Consider the following 17,917-nt stretch of genomic DNA (forward strand, 5'->3'; position numbering starts at 1 on the left):
GGCAAATCTGGGCAAGGTTTCACTGGAAGACGGCGCGGAATTGACTTAGCACCGCGCTAGAACGACGACGGCGAGACGAAGGAAGACACATGGATTTCTGGGACGGCAATTTCGGGGTTTTCCTGATCATCCTGGCGCAATGTCTGGCGGTCACGGTCAGCGTGCTGGTCGCGCTGGCGTTCCTGATGTACGCGGATCGCAAGGTCTGGGCCGCGGTGCAGATGCGCAAGGGGCCCAACGTCGTCGGCGTCTTTGGCCTGCTGCAAAGCTTCGCGGATTTCATCAAGTATATCGTGAAGGAGGTCGTGATTCCCGCCGGGGCGGACAAGACGGTCTTCTACCTCGCACCGATGATCGCATTCGTTCTGGCGGTCATCTCGTGGGCCGTCATTCCCTTCGCAGATGGCTGGGTGGTGGCCAATCTGAATATCGGCATCCTGTATATCTTCGCGATCTCGTCGCTCGAAGTCTACGGCGTCATCATGGGTGGCTGGGCCTCGAACTCGAAATATCCGTTTCTCGGCTCGCTCCGCTCGGCGGCGCAGATGATTTCCTATGAGGTGTCACTGGGCCTGATTATCGTCGGCGTGTTGATTTCGACCGGATCGTTGAATTTGACGGAGATCGTGCGGGCGCAGGACGGATCGTTCGGCTTGTTCTCATGGTACTGGCTGCCGCATTTCCCGATGGTCTTCCTGTTCCTGATCTCCGCGATGGCGGAAACGAACCGCCCGCCCTTCGATTTGCCCGAAGCGGAGTCCGAACTGGTGGCCGGTTATCAGGTCGAGTATTCCTCGACCCCGTTCCTGTTGTTCATGATCGGCGAGTTGATGGCCGTCGTGCTGATGTGCGCGCTGACCACCTTGCTGTTCTTCGGCGGCTGGTTGAGCCCGGTCCCGTTCCTGCCCGATGGCGTCCTGTGGTTCGTGCTCAAGGTCCTGTTCTTCTTTTTCATTTTCGCGCTGACCAAGGCGGTCGTTCCCCGGTTCCGTTACGACCAGTTGATGCGGGTCGGTTGGAAGGTCTTCCTGCCGCTGTCGCTGGGCTGGGTGGTACTCGTCTCGGTTTTCGCACAATACGGTTGGTTCTGGGGTGCCTATGCGCGCTGGACCACGGGGGGCTGATTCATGGCATTTACCTACACACGCGCCGCAAAATATTTCCTGCTGGCTGATTTTTTCGGCGGATTCAAACTGGGGCTCAAGTATTTCTTCGCCCCCAAGGCGACCCTGAACTATCCGCATGAGAAGGGCCCCTTGAGCCCGCGCTTTCGCGGAGAGCACGCTCTGCGCCGCTATCCCAACGGTGAGGAACGGTGCATCGCGTGCAAATTGTGCGAGGCGATCTGCCCTGCGCAGGCGATTACCATCGAATCCGAACCACGCGAGGACGGATCGCGCCGTACGACGCGTTACGACATCGACATGACGAAATGCATTTATTGCGGTTTCTGTCAGGAGGCCTGCCCGGTCGATGCCATCGTCGAGGGGCCGAATTTCGAATTTTCGACCGAAACGCGTGAGGAACTGTTCTACAACAAGGACAAGCTGCTCGCGAACGGGGAACGTTGGGAGGTCGAGATCGCACGCAACCTCGAACTCGACGCGCCGTATCGCTGAAGGACTACCCACTGCCCCGGACTTGAGCCGGAGCGGTCGCCACGTTAGAGAGACGCCGAACCGGCGCAACACACCGCAAGGGCGACTCTCGTGTTCGCCTGTACCGGCCAAGACCAAGGGACTGCCATGACCGTCGCAGCCGTCATCTTCTACCTCTTCGCCTGCACGGCGGTGGCCTCCGGGCTGCTCGTCGTCCTGGCACGCAACCCGGTACACTCGGTATTGTGGCTGATTCTCACGTTCTTCTCCGCCGCGGGGCTTTTCGTGCTGATGGGGGCGGAGTTCGTCGCCATGCTGCTGCTGATCGTCTATGTCGGTGCGGTGGCGGTGCTGTTCCTGTTCGTGGTGATGATGCTCGACATTGATTTCGCCGAACTGCGGCAGGGCATGGCCCAGCACATGCCGGTTGCGCTGTTGATCGGTATCATCCTGATCATGGAGCTGGTCCTGATCATCGGCGGAACATTGTGGGCCGACGACTCCAGCCCGCTGCGCGTCGCAATCGCCCCCGCGCCCGAGATGGTCGAGAATACCAGGGCCCTGGGCAGCATCATCTATACCGATTTCATCTTCATGTTTCAGACCGCCGGTCTGATTCTGTTCGTGGCCATGATCGGCGCGATCGTTCTGACCCTGCGCCATCGCGCGGATGTGAAGCGTCAGAACGTCGTGCAACAGATGCATCGTGACCCGGCCGAAGCCGTGGTGATGAAAGACGTGAAACCGGGACAAGGACTGTAATCATGGACAACGCGATCTTCTACATTCTGATCATTGCAGCCGTGGTCGTCGGCTACGGTCTGGGACGGCTGACCGGCAACAAGGACAAAAACGAATGATCGGGCTTGCTCATTACCTGATCGTGGCGGCCTTGCTGTTCGTCACCGGGATTTTCGGGATCTTTCTCAACCGCAAGAACATCATCGTCATCCTGATGTCGATCGAGCTGATGTTGCTGGCGGTAAATATCAACATGGTCGCGTTTTCCGTGCACCAGGGCGATCTGGTGGGGCAGGTGTTCACCCTGTTCATCCTGACCGTCGCTGCGGCCGAGGCTGCTATCGGTCTTGCGATCCTCGTCTGCTTCTTCCGCAACCGCGGGACGATTCAGGTCGAAGACGTCAACGTGATGAAGGGCTGACATGTATCAGATCATCCTGTTCGCGCCGCTGATTGCGGCAATCATCGGCGGTTTTGGCTGGCGCATCATCTCCGAGAAGGGAGCGATGGTCCTGACGACCGGTGCGGTAATGCTGGCCGCATTGCTGAGCTGGATCGCCTTTCTGGGCGCGGATGCGGAGCTGGAGATCATCCCCATCGCCCGCTGGATCGACAGCGGATCGATGGTGGCGGACTGGGCGATCCGGGTGGATATGCTGACCAGCGTCATGCTGGTCGTCATCACGACGGTATCGGCGCTCGTTCATCTGTATTCCTTCGGCTACATGGATCACGATCCGCAATGGCGTGAGGGCGAGACGTACAAGCCGCGCTTCTTTGCCTATCTGTCGTTCTTCACCTTTGCGATGCTGATGCTGGTGACGGCGGACAATCTGTTACAGATGTTCTTCGGCTGGGAGGGCGTCGGCGTGGCGTCCTATCTTCTGATCGGTTTCTACTGGCGCAAACCCACGGCGGGCGCTGCGGCGATGAAGGCTTTCATCGTGAACCGGGTCGGTGATTTCGGATTCATCCTGGGCATCTTCGCGCTGTACATCCTGACCGACAGTGTCGATTTCGCGACGATCTTCGGTGAGATGGACCGCTTGACGACAACGTCGATCAGCTTCCTCGGGCTCGATCTGCCGGCACTCGAAGTGGTCGGATTTCTTTTGTTCATCGGTGCGATGGGCAAGTCGGCGCAGTTATTTCTGCACACATGGCTGCCCGATGCGATGGAGGGGCCGACACCGGTTTCCGCGCTGATCCACGCGGCGACCATGGTGACGGCGGGCGTCTTCCTGGTCTGTCGGATGTCACCCGTTTATGACGAGGCGATCTATGCCGCCGGGTTCATCACGACGATCGGTGCGCTCACCGCATTCTTCGCCGCCACCGTCGGTCTGGTGCAAAACGACATCAAGCGCGTTATCGCCTATTCCACCTGCTCGCAGCTCGGTTACATGTTCGTGGCAGCGGGCGTCGGCTTCTATCAGGCGGCGATGTTCCACCTGTTCACACATGCCGCCTTCAAGGCGATGCTGTTCCTGGGCGCGGGTTCCGTGATCCATTCCATGCATCACGAGCAGGACATGAGAAACTATGGTGGACTGCGCAAGAAAATCCCCATGACCTTCTGGGCCATGATGTTGGGCACGCTGGCCATCACCGGCGTGGGCATTCCGTTCAGCTACGATCTGTTCGGCGTACCGATCGGCTTTGCCGGGTTCGTCTCCAAGGACGCAATCATCGAGGGTGCGTTCGCCGGTCACGCCTATTTCGCCTTTACGGCGCTAGTCATCGCAGCACTGTTCACCAGCTTCTACAGCTGGCGCCTGATGTTCCTGACCTTCTATGGCAAGCCGCGCGGGGATGCGCATACGCACGATCATGCGCATGAAAGCCCGTGGGTCATGACCGTTCCGTTGGGTGTTCTGGCCATCGGCGCCGTCTTTGCCGGGATGGTCTACTACAACAGCTTCGTCGGGCACGACGCCGAGGAATTCTTCGGTGATGCGATCGGTGGACCGGCTGTAATGGCCGCTGACGGTCATGGCGTCGTCGCCGATGGACATGAACCTATGGTCGATAGTCATGGTGAAGAGATCGAGGGCGAAGACCTCCTCGCGGATGGCAGCAATGCGGTCGATACCGCGCACGGTTCCGAGGGGGCGCATGACGAATCTGTCCTGCATTCCTATCACGACGTGCCGTGGCTGGTTGCCCTGTCACCGTTCATCGCGATGCTGGTCGGGCTGTTGACGGCGTGGATGTTCTACATTCGCAATCCGCAGACACCTGCACGTCTGGCGTCCGCGATGCCTGGGCTGTACCGGTTCCTGCTGAACAAATGGTATTTCGACGAGATCTACGACGTCCTGTTCGTGCGCTCGGCGAAATGGCTGGGTCGGTTCCTGTGGCGCAAGGGCGATGGCAGGGTTATCGACGGCGGCATCAACGGCCTGGCCATGGGTATCGTGCCGTTTCTCACTCGTATTTCCGGGCGTGCTCAATCCGGTTACGTCTTTCACTACGCCTTTGCGATGATAGCGGGTCTGGTCGCCATCATCACATGGTTCGCAATCCGCGGAGCCTCCTGATATGGAAATTCCATTGCTTTCATTCGTGACGTTCCTGCCTGCGCTGGGGGCGGTCGCAATGGGCCTGCTGCTGCGGGGCAACGATGAATGGGCCGTGCGCAACAGCAAGATAATGGCGCTGTTCGTCACCACGATCACCTTTCTGCTGTCGCTGTTCATCCTCGCCGGGTTCGATCCATCGTCGAGCGATTTCCAGTTGGTAGAAGATCGCGAATGGCTGGGCGGTTTGCGCTATCGCATGGGTGTGGATGGCATCAGCATTCTGTTCGTGATGCTGACCACCGTTCTGATGCCGTTGGTCATCGGGGCGAGCTGGAACGTTTCGCACCGGGTCAAGGAATACATGATCGCGTTTCTGATCCTGGAAACCCTGATGATCGGCGTGTTCTGCGCGCTCGACATGATCCTGTTCTACCTGTTCTTCGAGGCTGGCCTGATCCCGATGTTCTTCATCATCGGTATCTGGGGCGGCAAGGATCGCGTTTACGCGGCGTTCAAGTTCTTCCTCTATACGCTTCTCGGCTCGGTCCTGATGCTGATCGCGATGATGTACATGATCGCGGAGGCAGGCACGTCCGACATCGTGGCACTGTTGGGGACGGAGTTCAGCTTCGCGACCTTCGAATTTGCCGGGATTGAGATCGTTGGCGGGGCGCAATTGCTGCTCTGGCTGGCCTTCTTCGCCAGCTTCGCGGTCAAGATGCCGATGTGGCCGGTCCACACCTGGTTGCCCGACGCACACGTTCAGGCACCCACAGCGGGTTCGATCGTTCTGGCGGCGATCCTGTTGAAAATGGGCGGCTACGGGTTTCTGCGGTTCAGTCTGCCCATGTTCCCGGTGGCCTCCGACATCATGGCGAACTTCGTCTTTGCGTTGTCGGTTATCGCGATCATCTACACCTCGCTGGTCGCGCTGGTGCAGGACGACATGAAGAAGCTGATTGCCTATTCCTCGGTCGCGCATATGGGCTTCGTGACGATGGGTATCTTCGCGGCGAACCAGCAGGGCGTCGATGGGGCGATTTTCCAGATGATCTCTCACGGGTTCATTTCGGGTGCGCTGTTCCTTGCCGTCGGGGTGATCTACGACCGGATGCACACGCGTGAGATTGCGGCCTTCGGTGGTCTGGTAAACCGGATGCCGGCGTTCGCGTTGATCTTCCTGTTGTTCACGATGGGCAATGTCGGCCTGCCGGGGACGTCCGGTTTCGTCGGGGAATTCCTTACATTGTCGGGGGCGTTCCAGGCGAACACCTGGGTCGCGTTCGGCGCGGCAACCGGGGTGATCCTGTCCGCCGGATATGCGCTGTGGCTGTATCGTCGCGTGGTATTTGGCGATCTGGTCAAGGAAAGTCTGAGCACGATCACGGATATGGATCGGCGCGAGAAGCTGCTTTTCGTCCCGTTCGTGTTCTTCACCCTGCTGTTGGGCGTTTACCCCAGTCTGGTGACCGACATCATCGGGCCGAGCGTCGAGGCCTTGCTCGACTCCTATAATTTCGCGCTGGAGGAGGCAGGTATGGTTGCCGATACCGCGCCACATATGACGACGGGACACTGAGATGTTGAGCGAAAACCTCACGATTGTTCTGCCTGAGCTGCTGCTCGCCGGATTCGCGATGATCGCGCTGATTTTCGGCGTCTTCGCGGGCAAGGACAAGCAGGCGGAATTCATCCTCTTCGCAACAGTTGCGGTGCTCGCAATTCTGGCGCTGGTCGTCGGTACGCGGTCCGAGGGAACGCATATCGCGTTCAACGGGGCGTTCGTCGATGACGGCTTTGCGCGTTTCACCAAGGTGACGTTGCTGCTGGGCGCGTCGATCATGCTGTTGCTCAGCCGGGAATACCTCAAGCGTTATGACTTGATGAAGTTCGAGTTCCCGGTGCTGATCGCGCTGGCTTGCGTCGGCATGATGATGATGGTGTCAGCGGGCGATCTGATGTCGCTGTATATGGGCTTGGAATTGCAATCCCTCGCACTTTACGTCGTGGCCGCATTCCGGCGCGACAGCCTGCGCTCGACCGAGGCGGGATTGAAATACTTCGTGTTGGGTGCGCTCAGTTCCGGTTTGCTGCTCTACGGGGCGAGCCTGGTCTACGGCTATACCGGCACCACAGTTTTTGCGGGGATTTCTGCCATTATCGTGGACGAAGGCATCTCGATGGGTCTGCTGATCGGTCTGGTCTTCCTGACCACCGGTCTGGCATTCAAGATTTCTGCCGCGCCGTTCCATATGTGGACGCCGGACGTGTACGAGGGCTCGCCAACGCCGGTGACGGCGTTTTTCGCAACCGCGCCGAAGGTCGCGGCGGCCGGGATGTTCGCGCGGGTGCTGCTCGATGGGTTCGGCGCAGCGGTGGCGGATTGGCAGCAAATTCTGACTTTCCTCGCCATCTTCTCGATGTTTCTCGGCTCCATCGCGGCCATTGGTCAGACCAACATCAAGCGCCTGATGGCCTATTCCTCCATCGGTCATATGGGATTTGCTCTCATCGGGTTGGCGGCGGGGACACAGGCGGGCGTCGCGTCCTTGCTGATTTACATGGCGATTTACGTGGTCATGAATGTCGGCACGTTCGCATTCATTCTGAACATGGAGCGTGACGGCCGCCCGATCACGGATATCGGGGCGTTGAACCAGTATTCGACCGTGGCGCCGGGCAGGGCCTTCGCACTGGCCATTCTGATGTTCAGTATGGCGGGCATCCCGCCGATGCTTGGCTTCTTCTCGAAATATTACGTGTTTGCCGCCGCTGTGGACGCGGGAATGATCCCATTGGCGATCCTGGGCGTCGTGGCCAGCGTGATCAGTGCATTCTACTATCTGCGCATCGTGAAGTTGATGTATTTCGGTGAGGATATCGATCCGCTGACGGGGCGCATGCCGCTGGCGCATGGGATCGCTCTGACGGCATCTGCTGTGGTGCTGCTGCTCGGCTCATTCGTGCAGATGTTCGGAGTAGAAACCTTGGCCGTACAGGCCGCCGCCTCGCTGTTCAACTAGATGATGGGGTGGCCCGAGGGCACCGCGCGCGTCGTTCTGGAGGAGACCGACAGCACGCAGACACAGGCGTTCGCCCGCAGCGAGGACGCGCCGGTCTGGGTTCTGGCGCATCGTCAGACCAGTGGAACGGGCCGGCGGGGTAGGCCGTGGCAGATGCCGACCGGCAACTTCGCCGCCACCCTTGCCCTGCGCCCGAAAGACGCGGTTCATCGGCGTTCCTTACGGTCGTTCACAGCGGCGCTTGCCTTGCGTGATGCCCTCAGCGAACTGACCGGACAGCCCGCCTTGTTTTCGCTCAAATGGCCCAATGACGTGCTGTGCCGAGGCCGGAAGCTGGCGGGAATTTTGCTTGAAAGCCGCGGGGATGTCCTACTGATCGGAATCGGGATCAATCTGGCCGCCGCCCCGGCGCATTCCGTGCTGGAGCAGGGCAGCACCGCCCCTATAGATTTGTTGAGCGCGAGCGGCCAATTGATTGGCGCGGAAGATATGCTCGATGCCCTTGCGCCAGCCTTTGCGGAGCGTGAGGCCCGGCTGCTGCGGGAGGGGTTTGACCCGCAACAGGCTGAATGGATGCGAGGCGCCACCCGTTTGGGGGAACCTATTGTGGCCCGCTTCGCCCATCATGAACTGTCTGGCAGGTTTGACGGGATCGACGCTGACGGCGCATTGCTACTGTCCACGGCGGAGGGCATTCAGCGATTGCCCGCGGCTGAAATCTACTTCAACGAAGCGGGGTAAGTGATGCTTTTGACCGTCGATGTCGGCAATACGAACACGGTTTTCGCGGTCCATGACGGCCAGTCGTTTCTGGGCGAATGGCGCTGTTCAACCTATGCCGCGCGAACGGCGGATCAGTATTATGTCTGGCTGCGGCAGTTGCTGGAATTCCACGGGCTGAACATCGCGATCGACAGCGTGGTCATCTCCTCCGTCGTGCCACAAGTTGTGTTCAACCTGCGTCTGCTTTCGGATCGGTATTATCATTGTCGGCCACTGGTTGTGGGCAAGCCCGATTGCGAATTGCCCGTCGACGTGCGTGTGGATGAGGGGACGATTGTCGGCGCGGACCGTCTGGTCAACACCGTTTCCGGCTATGACAAGTTCGGCGGCGATCTGATCGTGGTGGATTTCGGCACCGCCACCACCTTCGATGTGATCGATACTGACGGAGCGTATATCGGCGGCGTTATCGCCCCCGGTGTTAATCTGAGCATCAAGGCCCTACATGAAGCGGCAGCGGCTCTTCCGAACATAGATGTGACGAGGCCCCAGCGGGTTATCGGGACCAACACCGTGGCCTGCATGCAATCGGGCGTCTTCTGGGGCTATGTCGGCCTGATCGAGGGCATCTGCAAACAGATTAGAGGCGAACGCGACCGCCCAATGAAGATTGTCGCGACCGGTGGATTATCCACGCTATTCGATCAGGGAACCGAAATTTTCGATCATATCGATACGGAACTGACCATGCATGGTCTCGTCCTGATCAATGAACACAACAGAAAGACTATGAATGAGCAAGAATGACAGCCTCGTCTATGTAGCCCTCGGTGGGGCAGGCGAAATCGGAATGAACATGTACCTCTATGGCTATGGACCGGAGCGTAAGCGCCGCTGGATCATGGTCGACGCGGGCGTGGCGTTCCCGGATATGGACAGCTCTCCCGGTGTTGATCTGATCACTGCCGATCCCGAGTTCATCACCAGCAAGGCACACGCGCTGGACGCGATCTTCATCACCCATGCGCATGAGGATCATGTCGGCGCGATCGGACGCCTGTGGCCACAGTTGAAGGCCCCGGTCTATGCGCGTGAATTCACAGCCGAGATCGCGCGCGGCAAGATGGAGGAAGCGGGCGTCAACCCCGATGAGATCCGCACCGTCGGCGCCTGGCCCGAGGTCGTGGAGGTCGGACCGTTCAAGGTGGGCTTCCTGCCGATCAGTCACTCGGTCCCGGAAAGCTCCGCCCTGGTTATCGACAGCCCCGCGGGCCGCGTGATCCACACAGGCGATTTCAAGATCGATGCAAATCCGCAGGTTGGGGAGCCGTTCAGCCCCGAGGCGATCATGGACGTGTCGAAGGACGGCGTGCTGGCGCTGGTCTGCGATTCCACCAATGTGTTCTCGAAGTCACCGGGGCGTTCGGAATCCGAGCTGGTCGGCCCGATCACCGAACTGCTGCGCTCGCAGCCCGGCATGGTCGTGGCAACGACATTCGCATCGAATGTGGCGCGTCTGCGCACGCTGGCGCTGGCCGGAAAGGCTGCGGACCGGTCCATCGTCGTCATCGGACGCGCGATGCACAAGATGATCGGGACGGCGCGCAAGGTGGGCCTGCTGACCGACTTCCCCGACATCGTGGACGTGAATGACGCAGCAAACCTGCCGGCGGAGAACGTGATGGTCCTGGCCTCCGGCTCACAAGGGGAGCGGCGGGCGGCCTCGGCCCAATTGGCGCGCGGTGGCTATGGAAAGCTGAGCATGAAGGACGGCGATACGTTCCTGTTCTCCTCCAAGGTCATCCCGGGGAATGAGATCGGCGTCGCCTATATCGAGAACCAGTTCGCAATGCAGGGCGTTGATGTGATCGGGGATGAGGGCGGATTGTACCACGTATCCGGCCACGCGAACCGTCCCGATCTGGAGACGATGCACAATCTGGTCAAGCCGCAGTTCCTGATCCCGATGCACGGCGAATACCGTCACCTGCGCGAGCACGCGAAGCTGGGCGCGGCGGGCGGTTACAGCCCCGTGGTTGCCCCGAACGGCGCCCTTGTCGAGCTGACCGGTAACGAGCCGAAGATCGTCGAGATGATCGAAACCGGGCGTCGCTACGTCGATGGAACGGTGATGTACGGTGCGATGGACGGCATCGTGCGGGATCGTCTGCGCATGGCCATGCGCGGCATGTTGGTCGTGAACATCGTGTTTGATGAGAACAGCGATCTGGTCGGCGATGCCTGGGTCGAGGCGAAGGGCCTGTTCACCAGCGTGAACGGCAAGGAAGCCGCGCTTCAGGCCGAGTTGGAGAAGGGCATCACGCAGGAGCTGGAGCGCGCAAAGAAGAAGCTGCGCTCAGATGACGAAGCGGTGGAGAAGCTGGTAACGCAGGCTGCCTCGAACCGCACCAACCGCATGATCGGCAAGAAGCCGGAAGTCATCGTGATGATTAACCGCCTCGAAGACTGAGGCGGGATTTATCTAAGAAAAAGGCCTCGGCGAGCAATCGCCGAGGCCTTTTTCATGGAACAGTGAACCGTCGTATCAGGCAGCGGCACCCTCAGAACCGTTATCGGTGGACGGCTCGTCCTTATCCTTCGCTGCGGCCCGGGTCTGGCTGGGCAGCTTGATCTCTCGCAACATGAAGGCGGGAACGTGGTCGCCCATGCCGACGACGCGGTTGTCGTCACCGCGTCCCCCGCGCCCGCGGCCACGGTTGTTGCCGCGATCTTGCCGGTCGTTGGTGTTACGATCGTTCGTGTTGTTCCGCTCCGCCGATGCGTTGCGGTTTGCGTCCTGCTGCTGGTCCGCATTGCGGTTGCGACCGCGCCCGCCACGAGGCTTTTCCTGAGCGGGCTTCTGCTCCGGTGCGTCCTGTTTGGTTTGTTCGGCGGGTTCCGCCTTGTGCTCGACGGGGGAGGTCGTCTGTTCGACCGGCTTGTCCTCCGTCTTGCGCGATCTGCTGCGCGAACGGCTGCGGGTGGGTTTTTCCTCGGTCTCGGCGGCGTCGGGGGCAGGGGCCTTGTCCGACTTCAGCGGGCTTTCCAGACGGGGGATCGGCTTTTTCACCAGCTCCTCGATCTTGTCGAGGTATTTTTCCTCATGCGGGAAGCACAGCATGATCGCCTTGCCCTTGCGCCCGGCACGACCGGTGCGGCCGATACGGTGGACGTAATCCTCGGAATGGATCGGCACGTCGTAGTTGAAGACATGCGAGACGTTCGGAATATCGAGACCGCGTGCCGCCACATCGGAGGCGACCAGCAGCTTCAATTCGCCATCGCGGAACCCTGTGAGCGTCTTCATGCGCACGCTCTGGTCCAGATCGCCGTGGATCGCAGCCGCGTCCATGCCGTGCTTTTTCAGCGATTTCGCAACGATATCGACGTCGCGCTTGCGGTTGCAGAAGATGATGCCGTTGGTCAGCTCGGTCTCCGCCTCGATCACCCGGCGCAGGACGTCACGCTTTTCGGCGTCTGCTCCGGTGCGGCCAGCCGGGCGGTGCAGCACGACGGCCTGTTCGATCGTCTCGGACGTGGTTGCCTGACGGGCCACCTCAACCCGCACGGGATTGTGCAGGAATGTCTCGGTGATGCGGGTAATTTCCGGCGCCATGGTGGCGGAGAAGAACAGCGTCTGCCGGGTAAACGGCGTCAGGCCGAAGATCCGTTCGATATCGGGTATGAACCCCATGTCGAGCATCCGGTCGGCCTCATCCACCACCATGACCTGCACGCCGGTCAGCATCAGCTTGCCGCGCTCGTGATGGTCCAGCAGACGGCCCGGTGTCGCGATCAGAACGTCCACGCCGCGGTCGATCAGCTTGTCCTGATCCTTGAAGCTGACGCCGCCGATCAGCAGGGCCATGCTCAACTTGTGATATTTTCCGTAGGTCTCGAAATTCTCCGCCACCTGGGCGGCGAGTTCCCGGGTGGGGCACAGAATCAGCGAACGCGGCATCCGCGCCTTTGCCCGACCCTGTGCAAGAATGGTGATCATCGGCAGGGTAAAGCTGGCCGTCTTGCCCGTGCCGGTCTGGGCGATGCCCAGCACGTCCTTGCCCATCAGGGCGTGGGGAATCGCCTGCTCCTGAATCGGCGTGGGCACGGTATAGCCGGCTTCGTCGATAGCCTTGAGGACCTTCTCATCGAGATGCAGATCGGAGAATTTTGTCATGTGTTTCCTTCGCGCGGTTCAAATGCGACACCAGATGGGCCGCCTTCAACTGCAGCGACCGGAGCCACCCGTATCGGTGGCGCTTTCGTAACTGGGCGCGTCATGCCTGTTGATCGTGGAATTGTCAATGAAACTTGCTGGTTTGGAGCGTTTTGCGACGATTTTGCCGCGAGAGTACGGGACATCGGCTTGCGCGAACCGCCGGGGGCGGTTAATTGCGCGGCATAAGGAGCCCGCGATGACCTACTCTTCCGCCACACCGCTCGAAGATCTGCCCAGGGGATTGCAGGGGGTGGTCTTTCTGAAGGTCACGTCCGTTACGCACTGGACCGATCGGACCTTCAGCTTCACCTGTGAGCGGCCCGAAACGCTGCGCTTCAGATCGGGTGAGTTCGCCATGATCGGCTTGGTGGATGGGGAAAGGCCCCTGCTGCGGGCCTATTCGATCGCCAGCCCTGCCTGGGACGACGAGCTAGAATTCTACTCGATCAAGGTAGAGGAAGGGCCGCTGACATCGCGCCTTCGCCATCTCAAGGTCGGGGATGAGATCGTGATGCGGGCCAAGCCTGTGGGAACGCTGGTCCATGATGCACTGACGCCGGGCAAGCGGCTGATCCTGTTTTCAACGGGAACGGGTATCGCGCCCTTTGCCAGCGTGATCCGTGATCCCGAAACCTACGAGAAGTTCGACGAAGTGATCCTGACGCAGACCTGCCGGGAGGTGGCCGAACTGGACTATGGCCGGCACCTGATTTCGGGCATTGCCGATCATGAATTCCTGCCGGAGATTGTCGGGAACAAACTGCGCTTCATCGGAACCACCACGCGCGAGCCGTCGCAACTGATGGGGCGGATGACCGACTGGTTGCGCGATGGCCGCTTCGCGGAGGCGACAGGCGCCCCGCTGGACCCGGCGACGGATCGCGTGATGATCTGCGGATCGCTGGACATGCTCAGGGATCACAAGCAGATCTGCGAGGATGCCGGCATGCGCGAGGGTTCGAACTCCGCGCCCGGCGATTTCGTGATCGAGAAGGCCTTCGTCGATTGAAATTCACCTGCGCCACAATTCGTGCGTTTTTTACTCTCAGGTTGAGTTGGCTGAACGAATGCAGGGGAATCGTAGCTTGAACGGCGTCTGCTGCGGCAGGGGCGTTAGCCTCCCGGCTGAAAATAGGACGTCGCGCGATGAAATGTGTGAATTTTCACAGACCGTAACCTCCTCCAACTGAAACGCATATGGACATGGAAGACATCGACGAACATATCGGCCATCGCTACGTGCCGGGGCACGAGCGTGAGCATTGCGATTGGGTATGTGACGTCCTTCAGACGTCGATGCAGTTCTGGGAAACCATCGCCATCGTTGTCGGCGGTGTGCTGGTTTTCAGCATCCTTTATGGCATTCGGCGGCTAATGAAGGCCATGGCGGAGGAACGCACGGCCGTGCGCCCGCGTACGGATCAGGAAAAACAGGAGCATCTGCGCACGCTGCGTGAAATGCGGAAAAACCGCTAGTCCGCTCAGACCATCATCTGCTTGATCGCTGTCAGTTTCAGGTCTGGCCAGTCCCTCTCCACCCGGTCGATATCCCATTGCAGGCGCGTCAGGAAAACCGGATCGCCATCGTGGTCCATCGCCATGTGGCCCTTGTTCGCATTTGCGAAACGGTCGATCTCCGCCTGCGGACCGCCGATCCAGCGGGCGGAGGTGAATTGGGACGGCTCGAACCGGACGGGCAGGCCGTATTCCAGCTCGATGCGGCTGGCCAGAACCTCGAACTGCAACTGGCCGACAACGCCGACAATCGCTCCGGAACCGATCATCGGTTTGAAGATCTTGGCCGCGCCTTCCTCGGCGAACTGTTGCAGGGCCTTGTCCAGATGCTTGGCTTTCAACGGGTCGCCCGCCCGCACGCTTTGCAGCAATTCCGGCGCGAAGGAGGGGATGCCGGTGAATTTCAGGTCTTCCCCCTCGGTCAGGGCATCGCCGATGCGCAACTGGCCGTGGTTGGGAATGCCGATGATGTCACCAGCCCAGGCTTCCTCGGCCAGTTCGCGGTCGCTCGCCAGGAACATGACGGGGTTCGAGACGGCCATCGGTTTCTTGCTGCGCACATGATGCACCTTCATCCCGCGTTTGAAGTGGCCGGAGCACAGGCGGACGAAGGCCACGCGGTCGCGGTGCTTGGGGTCCATGTTGGCCTGAACCTTGAACACGAAACCCGCGACCTTGTTCTCATCCGGTGAAACGGCGCGCGGCTCTGCCGGACGAACCTGCGGCTCCGGTCCGAAATCGCCGATCCCCCGCATCAGTTCGCGCACACCGAAGGAGTTGATGGCGGAGCCGAACCAGATCGGGGTCAAAGTCCCGTCGAGGAAATTCTGGCGGTCAAAGGCCGGCAGCAACTCGCGCGCCATCTCCACGTCCTCGCGCAGCTTCTCCAACAGGTCGGCGGGGATGTGCTGTTCCAGTTTTGGATCGTCCAGCCCTTCGATGGAAATGCTTTTCGCCACCGTGTTGCGATCGGCGCGGTCCATCAGTTCAAGCCGATCGTTGAGCATGTCGTAACAGCCCAGGAAATCGCGCCCGACGCCGATTGGCCAACTGGCGGGTGTCACGTCGATGGCGAGGTTTTCCTGAATCTCGTCGATGATCTCGAACGTATCGCGGCTTTCCCGGTCCATCTTGTTACAGAAGGTCAGGATCGGCAGATCGCGCAGGCGGCACACCTCGAACAGTTTCTGGGTCTGGCTTTCCACGCCCTTGGCCCCGTCGATCACCATCACGGCGGCATCCACGGCGGTCAGCGTGCGATAGGTATCCTCCGAGAAGTCGGAGTGGCCCGGGGTATCGACCAGATTGAACCAGAACGTCCCGAACTCGAACGACATGGCGGAGGCGGAGACGGAAATGCCCCGGTCCTTTTCCATCTGCATGAAGTCGGACCGCGTGCGCCGCGCCTCACCCTTCGCCCGGACCTGTCCGGCCATCTGGATCGCGCCGCCATACAGCAGGAACTTCTCCGTCAGGGTCGTCTTTCCCGCATCGGGGTGCGAGATGATGGCAAAGGTCCGCCGCCGGGCAATCTCGGCAGGCAAATCAGGTTTGTTATGGGCGCGATCCAACATGACCGGCATATAGCGCCGCGCGGGTGCGGGCGCAATCGGCGGGTTCGGGCCTTCGACGCATATGGCAATCGGCTGTCAGTGATCCTGGATCAGGCCGAACCTCAGCCGCCGACCGGTCACAGCCAGCGGCGCGTCTTGTCGAGGTATTCGGCATAGGGTGCGCCGAATTTCGCGGTCAGATACGCTTCTTCGCGCAGAACGACGCCATAGTGCAGCGCCGCCAGCACCAGCGGTGCAATAATGACGGACCAGTCGAGCGAGGCCGCCAGTCCAAGGCCCAGTTGGAAGAGCGCAATTCCCAGATACATCGGGTTGCGGGTGAACCTGTACGGCCCATTGGTGACCACGATCAGCGCGGAGGCGTGCGGGCTGACATTCGTGCCCGCCCGCTTGAACGCAACGATCCCCCACAGGCCGAGGGTCATCGCCACGATCAGGATCACGAAGCCGGCGGCGATCTGAATCGGCCCCTTGCCCAGGATGTCGAGCGGTATGATCCAGTCCAGTATCATCGCCGCGATAGGCGCGCCCGCGAACAGCACCGGCGGATAGAATGCGACATCGGGGGCATCGTGACGGGGCATCGCAGCACTCCTATCTGAGGTTCACGCGCAGCGCGGCGGCTGCGACGAAGGGGCCTGCGGACAGGCTGAGCAAAGATATTCCGGCAAGGAACGGCAGGGAGGCACCTGCCTCCAGCCCATCACCTGCCCGGCTGGCGATTTGCGCACCGAAGATCAGCGTGGGAACATAGAGCGGAAGTACCAGCAGCGACAGCAGCAACCCCCCCCGCCGCAGACCTACGGTAATCGCGGCGCCCACCGCGCCGATTGCGGACAGCGCCGGCGTGCCGATGGCAAGCCCGAGGATCAGCATCGGCTGGGCCGCTTCGGGCATGTTCAGCGTCAGGGCCAGCACGGGCGCGGCGATCACCAGCGGCAGGCCGGTTGTCACCCAATGCGCCATCATCTTGACGGCTACGATTCCCTCCAGCGGCAGGGGGGACAGGGCGAGGATGTCCAGCGTCCCGTCCTCATGATCCGCCTGAAACAGACGGTCGAGCGACAGCAGGCACGCCAGCAGCGCCGCAACCCACAGCAGGCCGGGGGCCACCTGCGCCAGCAGCGTCTGATCCGGCCCGATGCCGAGGGGCGCCAGCAGCGTCACGATCAGAAAGAAGGCGAGGCCCAGCCCCGCGCCACCACCGGCCCGGACCGCCAGCCGGACCTCTCTCTCCAGCAAGGCGCGAAGCGGGCTCACAGATAGTCACCCGTCAGGAATGGATCGGACACATCCTCGGGCGCAGTCGAGGGCGGCGTCAGGACATGTGGGCGCAGCGCAAGGCCCAGGTCGATATGCGTGGCAACGATGGCCAGACCGCCGGCGTCCAGATGAGTTGAGAGAATATCCCCGAATATCCGCGTATGTTCGGCATCCAGCGAAACCGTCGGCTCATCCAGCAACCATAACGGACGTGGGGACAGGACCAGCCGCGCCAGTCCCAGCCTGCGCTTTTGTCCCGCGGAACACAGGCCCGCAGGCCGGTCCGCGATCGGCATCAGGTCGAACCGGTCGAGGGCGGCATTCGCGTCACCGCCATGGAGCGCCGCCCAGAAGCGCAGATTCTCCCCCACGGTGAGCACCGATTTGATGGCGTCACGATGCCCTGTGTACGCGATCAGATCGGTCCATTCGTCGGAGCCGAGCTTCCTGCCGTCCAACTCCGCCCGTCCCGTCACGGGAAGCAGACCGCACAGGGCACGGATCAGCGTCGATTTTCCCACACCGTTCGGCCCGCGCAGCGCGATGCCCTGACCTGCCTGCAACGTCAGGGACACGTCGTCCAGCACACGCCGCCCGCCGCGCTCACATCCAATTCGATCCACGATCAGTTCCATGCGCTATCGCTACCTGACGGGAGACGGGTTCGGAAGGGGAGTTGTGCGGTATGCAATTGCACACAATCTTCTTGCACCGCAAGGCGAACTGGGGCAATAGGGCG

17 protein-coding genes are annotated in these 17,917 nt (G+C 60.8%); 12 read left to right on the forward strand and 5 right to left on the reverse strand.

Annotated features, from left to right (window positions below; genetic code table 11):
- Positions 1-89: 89 nt before the first annotated feature.
- The 10 genes from nuoH to H1S03_RS01655 all read left to right on the forward strand — a co-directional run bounded on the left by nuoH (position 90) and on the right by H1S03_RS01655 (position 11,077).
- The gene (gene nuoH, locus H1S03_RS01610) at positions 90-1,124 is read left to right on the forward strand and encodes an NADH-quinone oxidoreductase subunit NuoH (protein WP_166190591.1); all 1,035 of its coding nucleotides are present in this window, start codon (positions 90-92) and stop codon (positions 1,122-1,124) included.
- A 3-nt stretch (positions 1,125-1,127) separates the two neighbouring features.
- Positions 1,128-1,619: an NADH-quinone oxidoreductase subunit NuoI gene (nuoI, locus tag H1S03_RS01615; RefSeq protein WP_166190593.1), complete on the forward strand. Its 492-nt coding sequence runs from the start codon at positions 1,128-1,130 to the stop codon at positions 1,617-1,619.
- Between the two features lie 126 nt (positions 1,620-1,745).
- Positions 1,746-2,360, forward strand: a complete 615-nt coding sequence (locus H1S03_RS01620; RefSeq protein WP_185802847.1) for an NADH-quinone oxidoreductase subunit J — start codon at positions 1,746-1,748, stop codon at positions 2,358-2,360.
- A 94-nt stretch (positions 2,361-2,454) separates the two neighbouring features.
- Positions 2,455-2,760, forward strand: a complete 306-nt coding sequence (nuoK, locus tag H1S03_RS01625; protein ID WP_166190597.1) for an NADH-quinone oxidoreductase subunit NuoK — start codon at positions 2,455-2,457, stop codon at positions 2,758-2,760.
- Position 2,761: 1 nt separating this feature from the next.
- The gene (gene nuoL, locus H1S03_RS01630; RefSeq protein ID WP_185802848.1) at positions 2,762-4,879 is read left to right on the forward strand and encodes an NADH-quinone oxidoreductase subunit L; all 2,118 of its coding nucleotides are present in this window, start codon (positions 2,762-2,764) and stop codon (positions 4,877-4,879) included.
- A 1-nt stretch (position 4,880) separates the two neighbouring features.
- Entirely contained in the window at positions 4,881-6,440 is a 1,560-nt protein-coding gene (locus tag H1S03_RS01635) for an NADH-quinone oxidoreductase subunit M (protein WP_185802849.1), read from the forward strand.
- A 1-nt stretch (position 6,441) separates the two neighbouring features.
- On the forward strand, positions 6,442-7,884 hold the full coding sequence (nuoN, locus tag H1S03_RS01640; RefSeq protein ID WP_185802850.1) for an NADH-quinone oxidoreductase subunit NuoN: 1,443 nt from the start codon (positions 6,442-6,444) through the stop codon (positions 7,882-7,884).
- Positions 7,885-8,625, forward strand: coding sequence for a biotin--[acetyl-CoA-carboxylase] ligase (locus H1S03_RS01645; RefSeq protein ID WP_347339195.1), 741 nt, complete (start codon positions 7,885-7,887; stop codon positions 8,623-8,625).
- A 3-nt stretch (positions 8,626-8,628) separates the two neighbouring features.
- Entirely contained in the window at positions 8,629-9,414 is a 786-nt protein-coding gene (locus tag H1S03_RS01650) for a type III pantothenate kinase (protein ID WP_185802851.1), read from the forward strand.
- A complete protein-coding gene (locus tag H1S03_RS01655) occupies positions 9,401-11,077 on the forward strand; it encodes a ribonuclease J (RefSeq protein WP_185802852.1) in 1,677 nt (558 codons plus the stop codon). Before H1S03_RS01650 ends, H1S03_RS01655 begins: the two co-directional genes overlap by 14 nt.
- A 75-nt stretch (positions 11,078-11,152) precedes the next feature.
- On the opposite strand, the gene H1S03_RS01660 is transcribed toward H1S03_RS01655, so the two are convergent.
- Entirely contained in the window at positions 11,153-12,784 is a 1,632-nt protein-coding gene (locus H1S03_RS01660; protein ID WP_185802853.1) for a DEAD/DEAH box helicase, read from the reverse strand.
- Positions 12,785-13,022: 238 nt separating this feature from the next.
- On the opposite strand from H1S03_RS01660, the gene H1S03_RS01665 reads away from it, so the two are divergent.
- Together H1S03_RS01665 and H1S03_RS01670 are read left to right on the forward strand one after the other, a co-directional pair.
- Positions 13,023-13,835: a ferredoxin--NADP reductase gene (locus H1S03_RS01665; RefSeq protein ID WP_185802854.1), complete on the forward strand. Its 813-nt coding sequence runs from the start codon at positions 13,023-13,025 to the stop codon at positions 13,833-13,835.
- A gap of 194 nt (positions 13,836-14,029) precedes the next feature.
- Complete coding sequence (locus H1S03_RS01670) at positions 14,030-14,302, forward strand: hypothetical protein (protein ID WP_185802855.1); 273 nt, start codon at positions 14,030-14,032, stop codon at positions 14,300-14,302.
- A 5-nt stretch (positions 14,303-14,307) separates the two neighbouring features.
- Here the strand turns inward: H1S03_RS01670 and H1S03_RS01675 are convergent, their stop codons facing one another.
- The 4 genes from H1S03_RS01675 to ccmA all read right to left on the reverse strand — a co-directional run bounded on the left by H1S03_RS01675 (position 14,308) and on the right by ccmA (position 17,813).
- The gene (locus tag H1S03_RS01675) at positions 14,308-15,915 is read right to left on the reverse strand and encodes a peptide chain release factor 3 (protein WP_185802856.1); all 1,608 of its coding nucleotides are present in this window, start codon (positions 15,913-15,915) and stop codon (positions 14,308-14,310) included.
- 116 nt (positions 15,916-16,031) lie between these two features.
- The gene (locus H1S03_RS01680) at positions 16,032-16,499 is read right to left on the reverse strand and encodes a methyltransferase family protein (protein ID WP_185802857.1); all 468 of its coding nucleotides are present in this window, start codon (positions 16,497-16,499) and stop codon (positions 16,032-16,034) included.
- A gap of 10 nt (positions 16,500-16,509) precedes the next feature.
- Positions 16,510-17,175, reverse strand: a complete 666-nt coding sequence (gene ccmB, locus H1S03_RS01685) for a heme exporter protein CcmB (RefSeq protein WP_347339196.1) — start codon at positions 17,173-17,175, stop codon at positions 16,510-16,512.
- On the reverse strand, positions 17,172-17,813 hold the full coding sequence (gene ccmA, locus H1S03_RS01690) for a heme ABC exporter ATP-binding protein CcmA (protein ID WP_185802858.1): 642 nt from the start codon (positions 17,811-17,813) through the stop codon (positions 17,172-17,174). The genes ccmB and ccmA overlap by 4 nt, the downstream gene beginning before the upstream one ends.
- Between the last annotated feature and the right edge of the window lie 104 nt (positions 17,814-17,917).

Source organism: Pontivivens nitratireducens (assembly GCF_014235845.1).
Lineage (GTDB): Bacteria > Pseudomonadota > Alphaproteobacteria > Rhodobacterales > Rhodobacteraceae > Pontivivens > Pontivivens nitratireducens.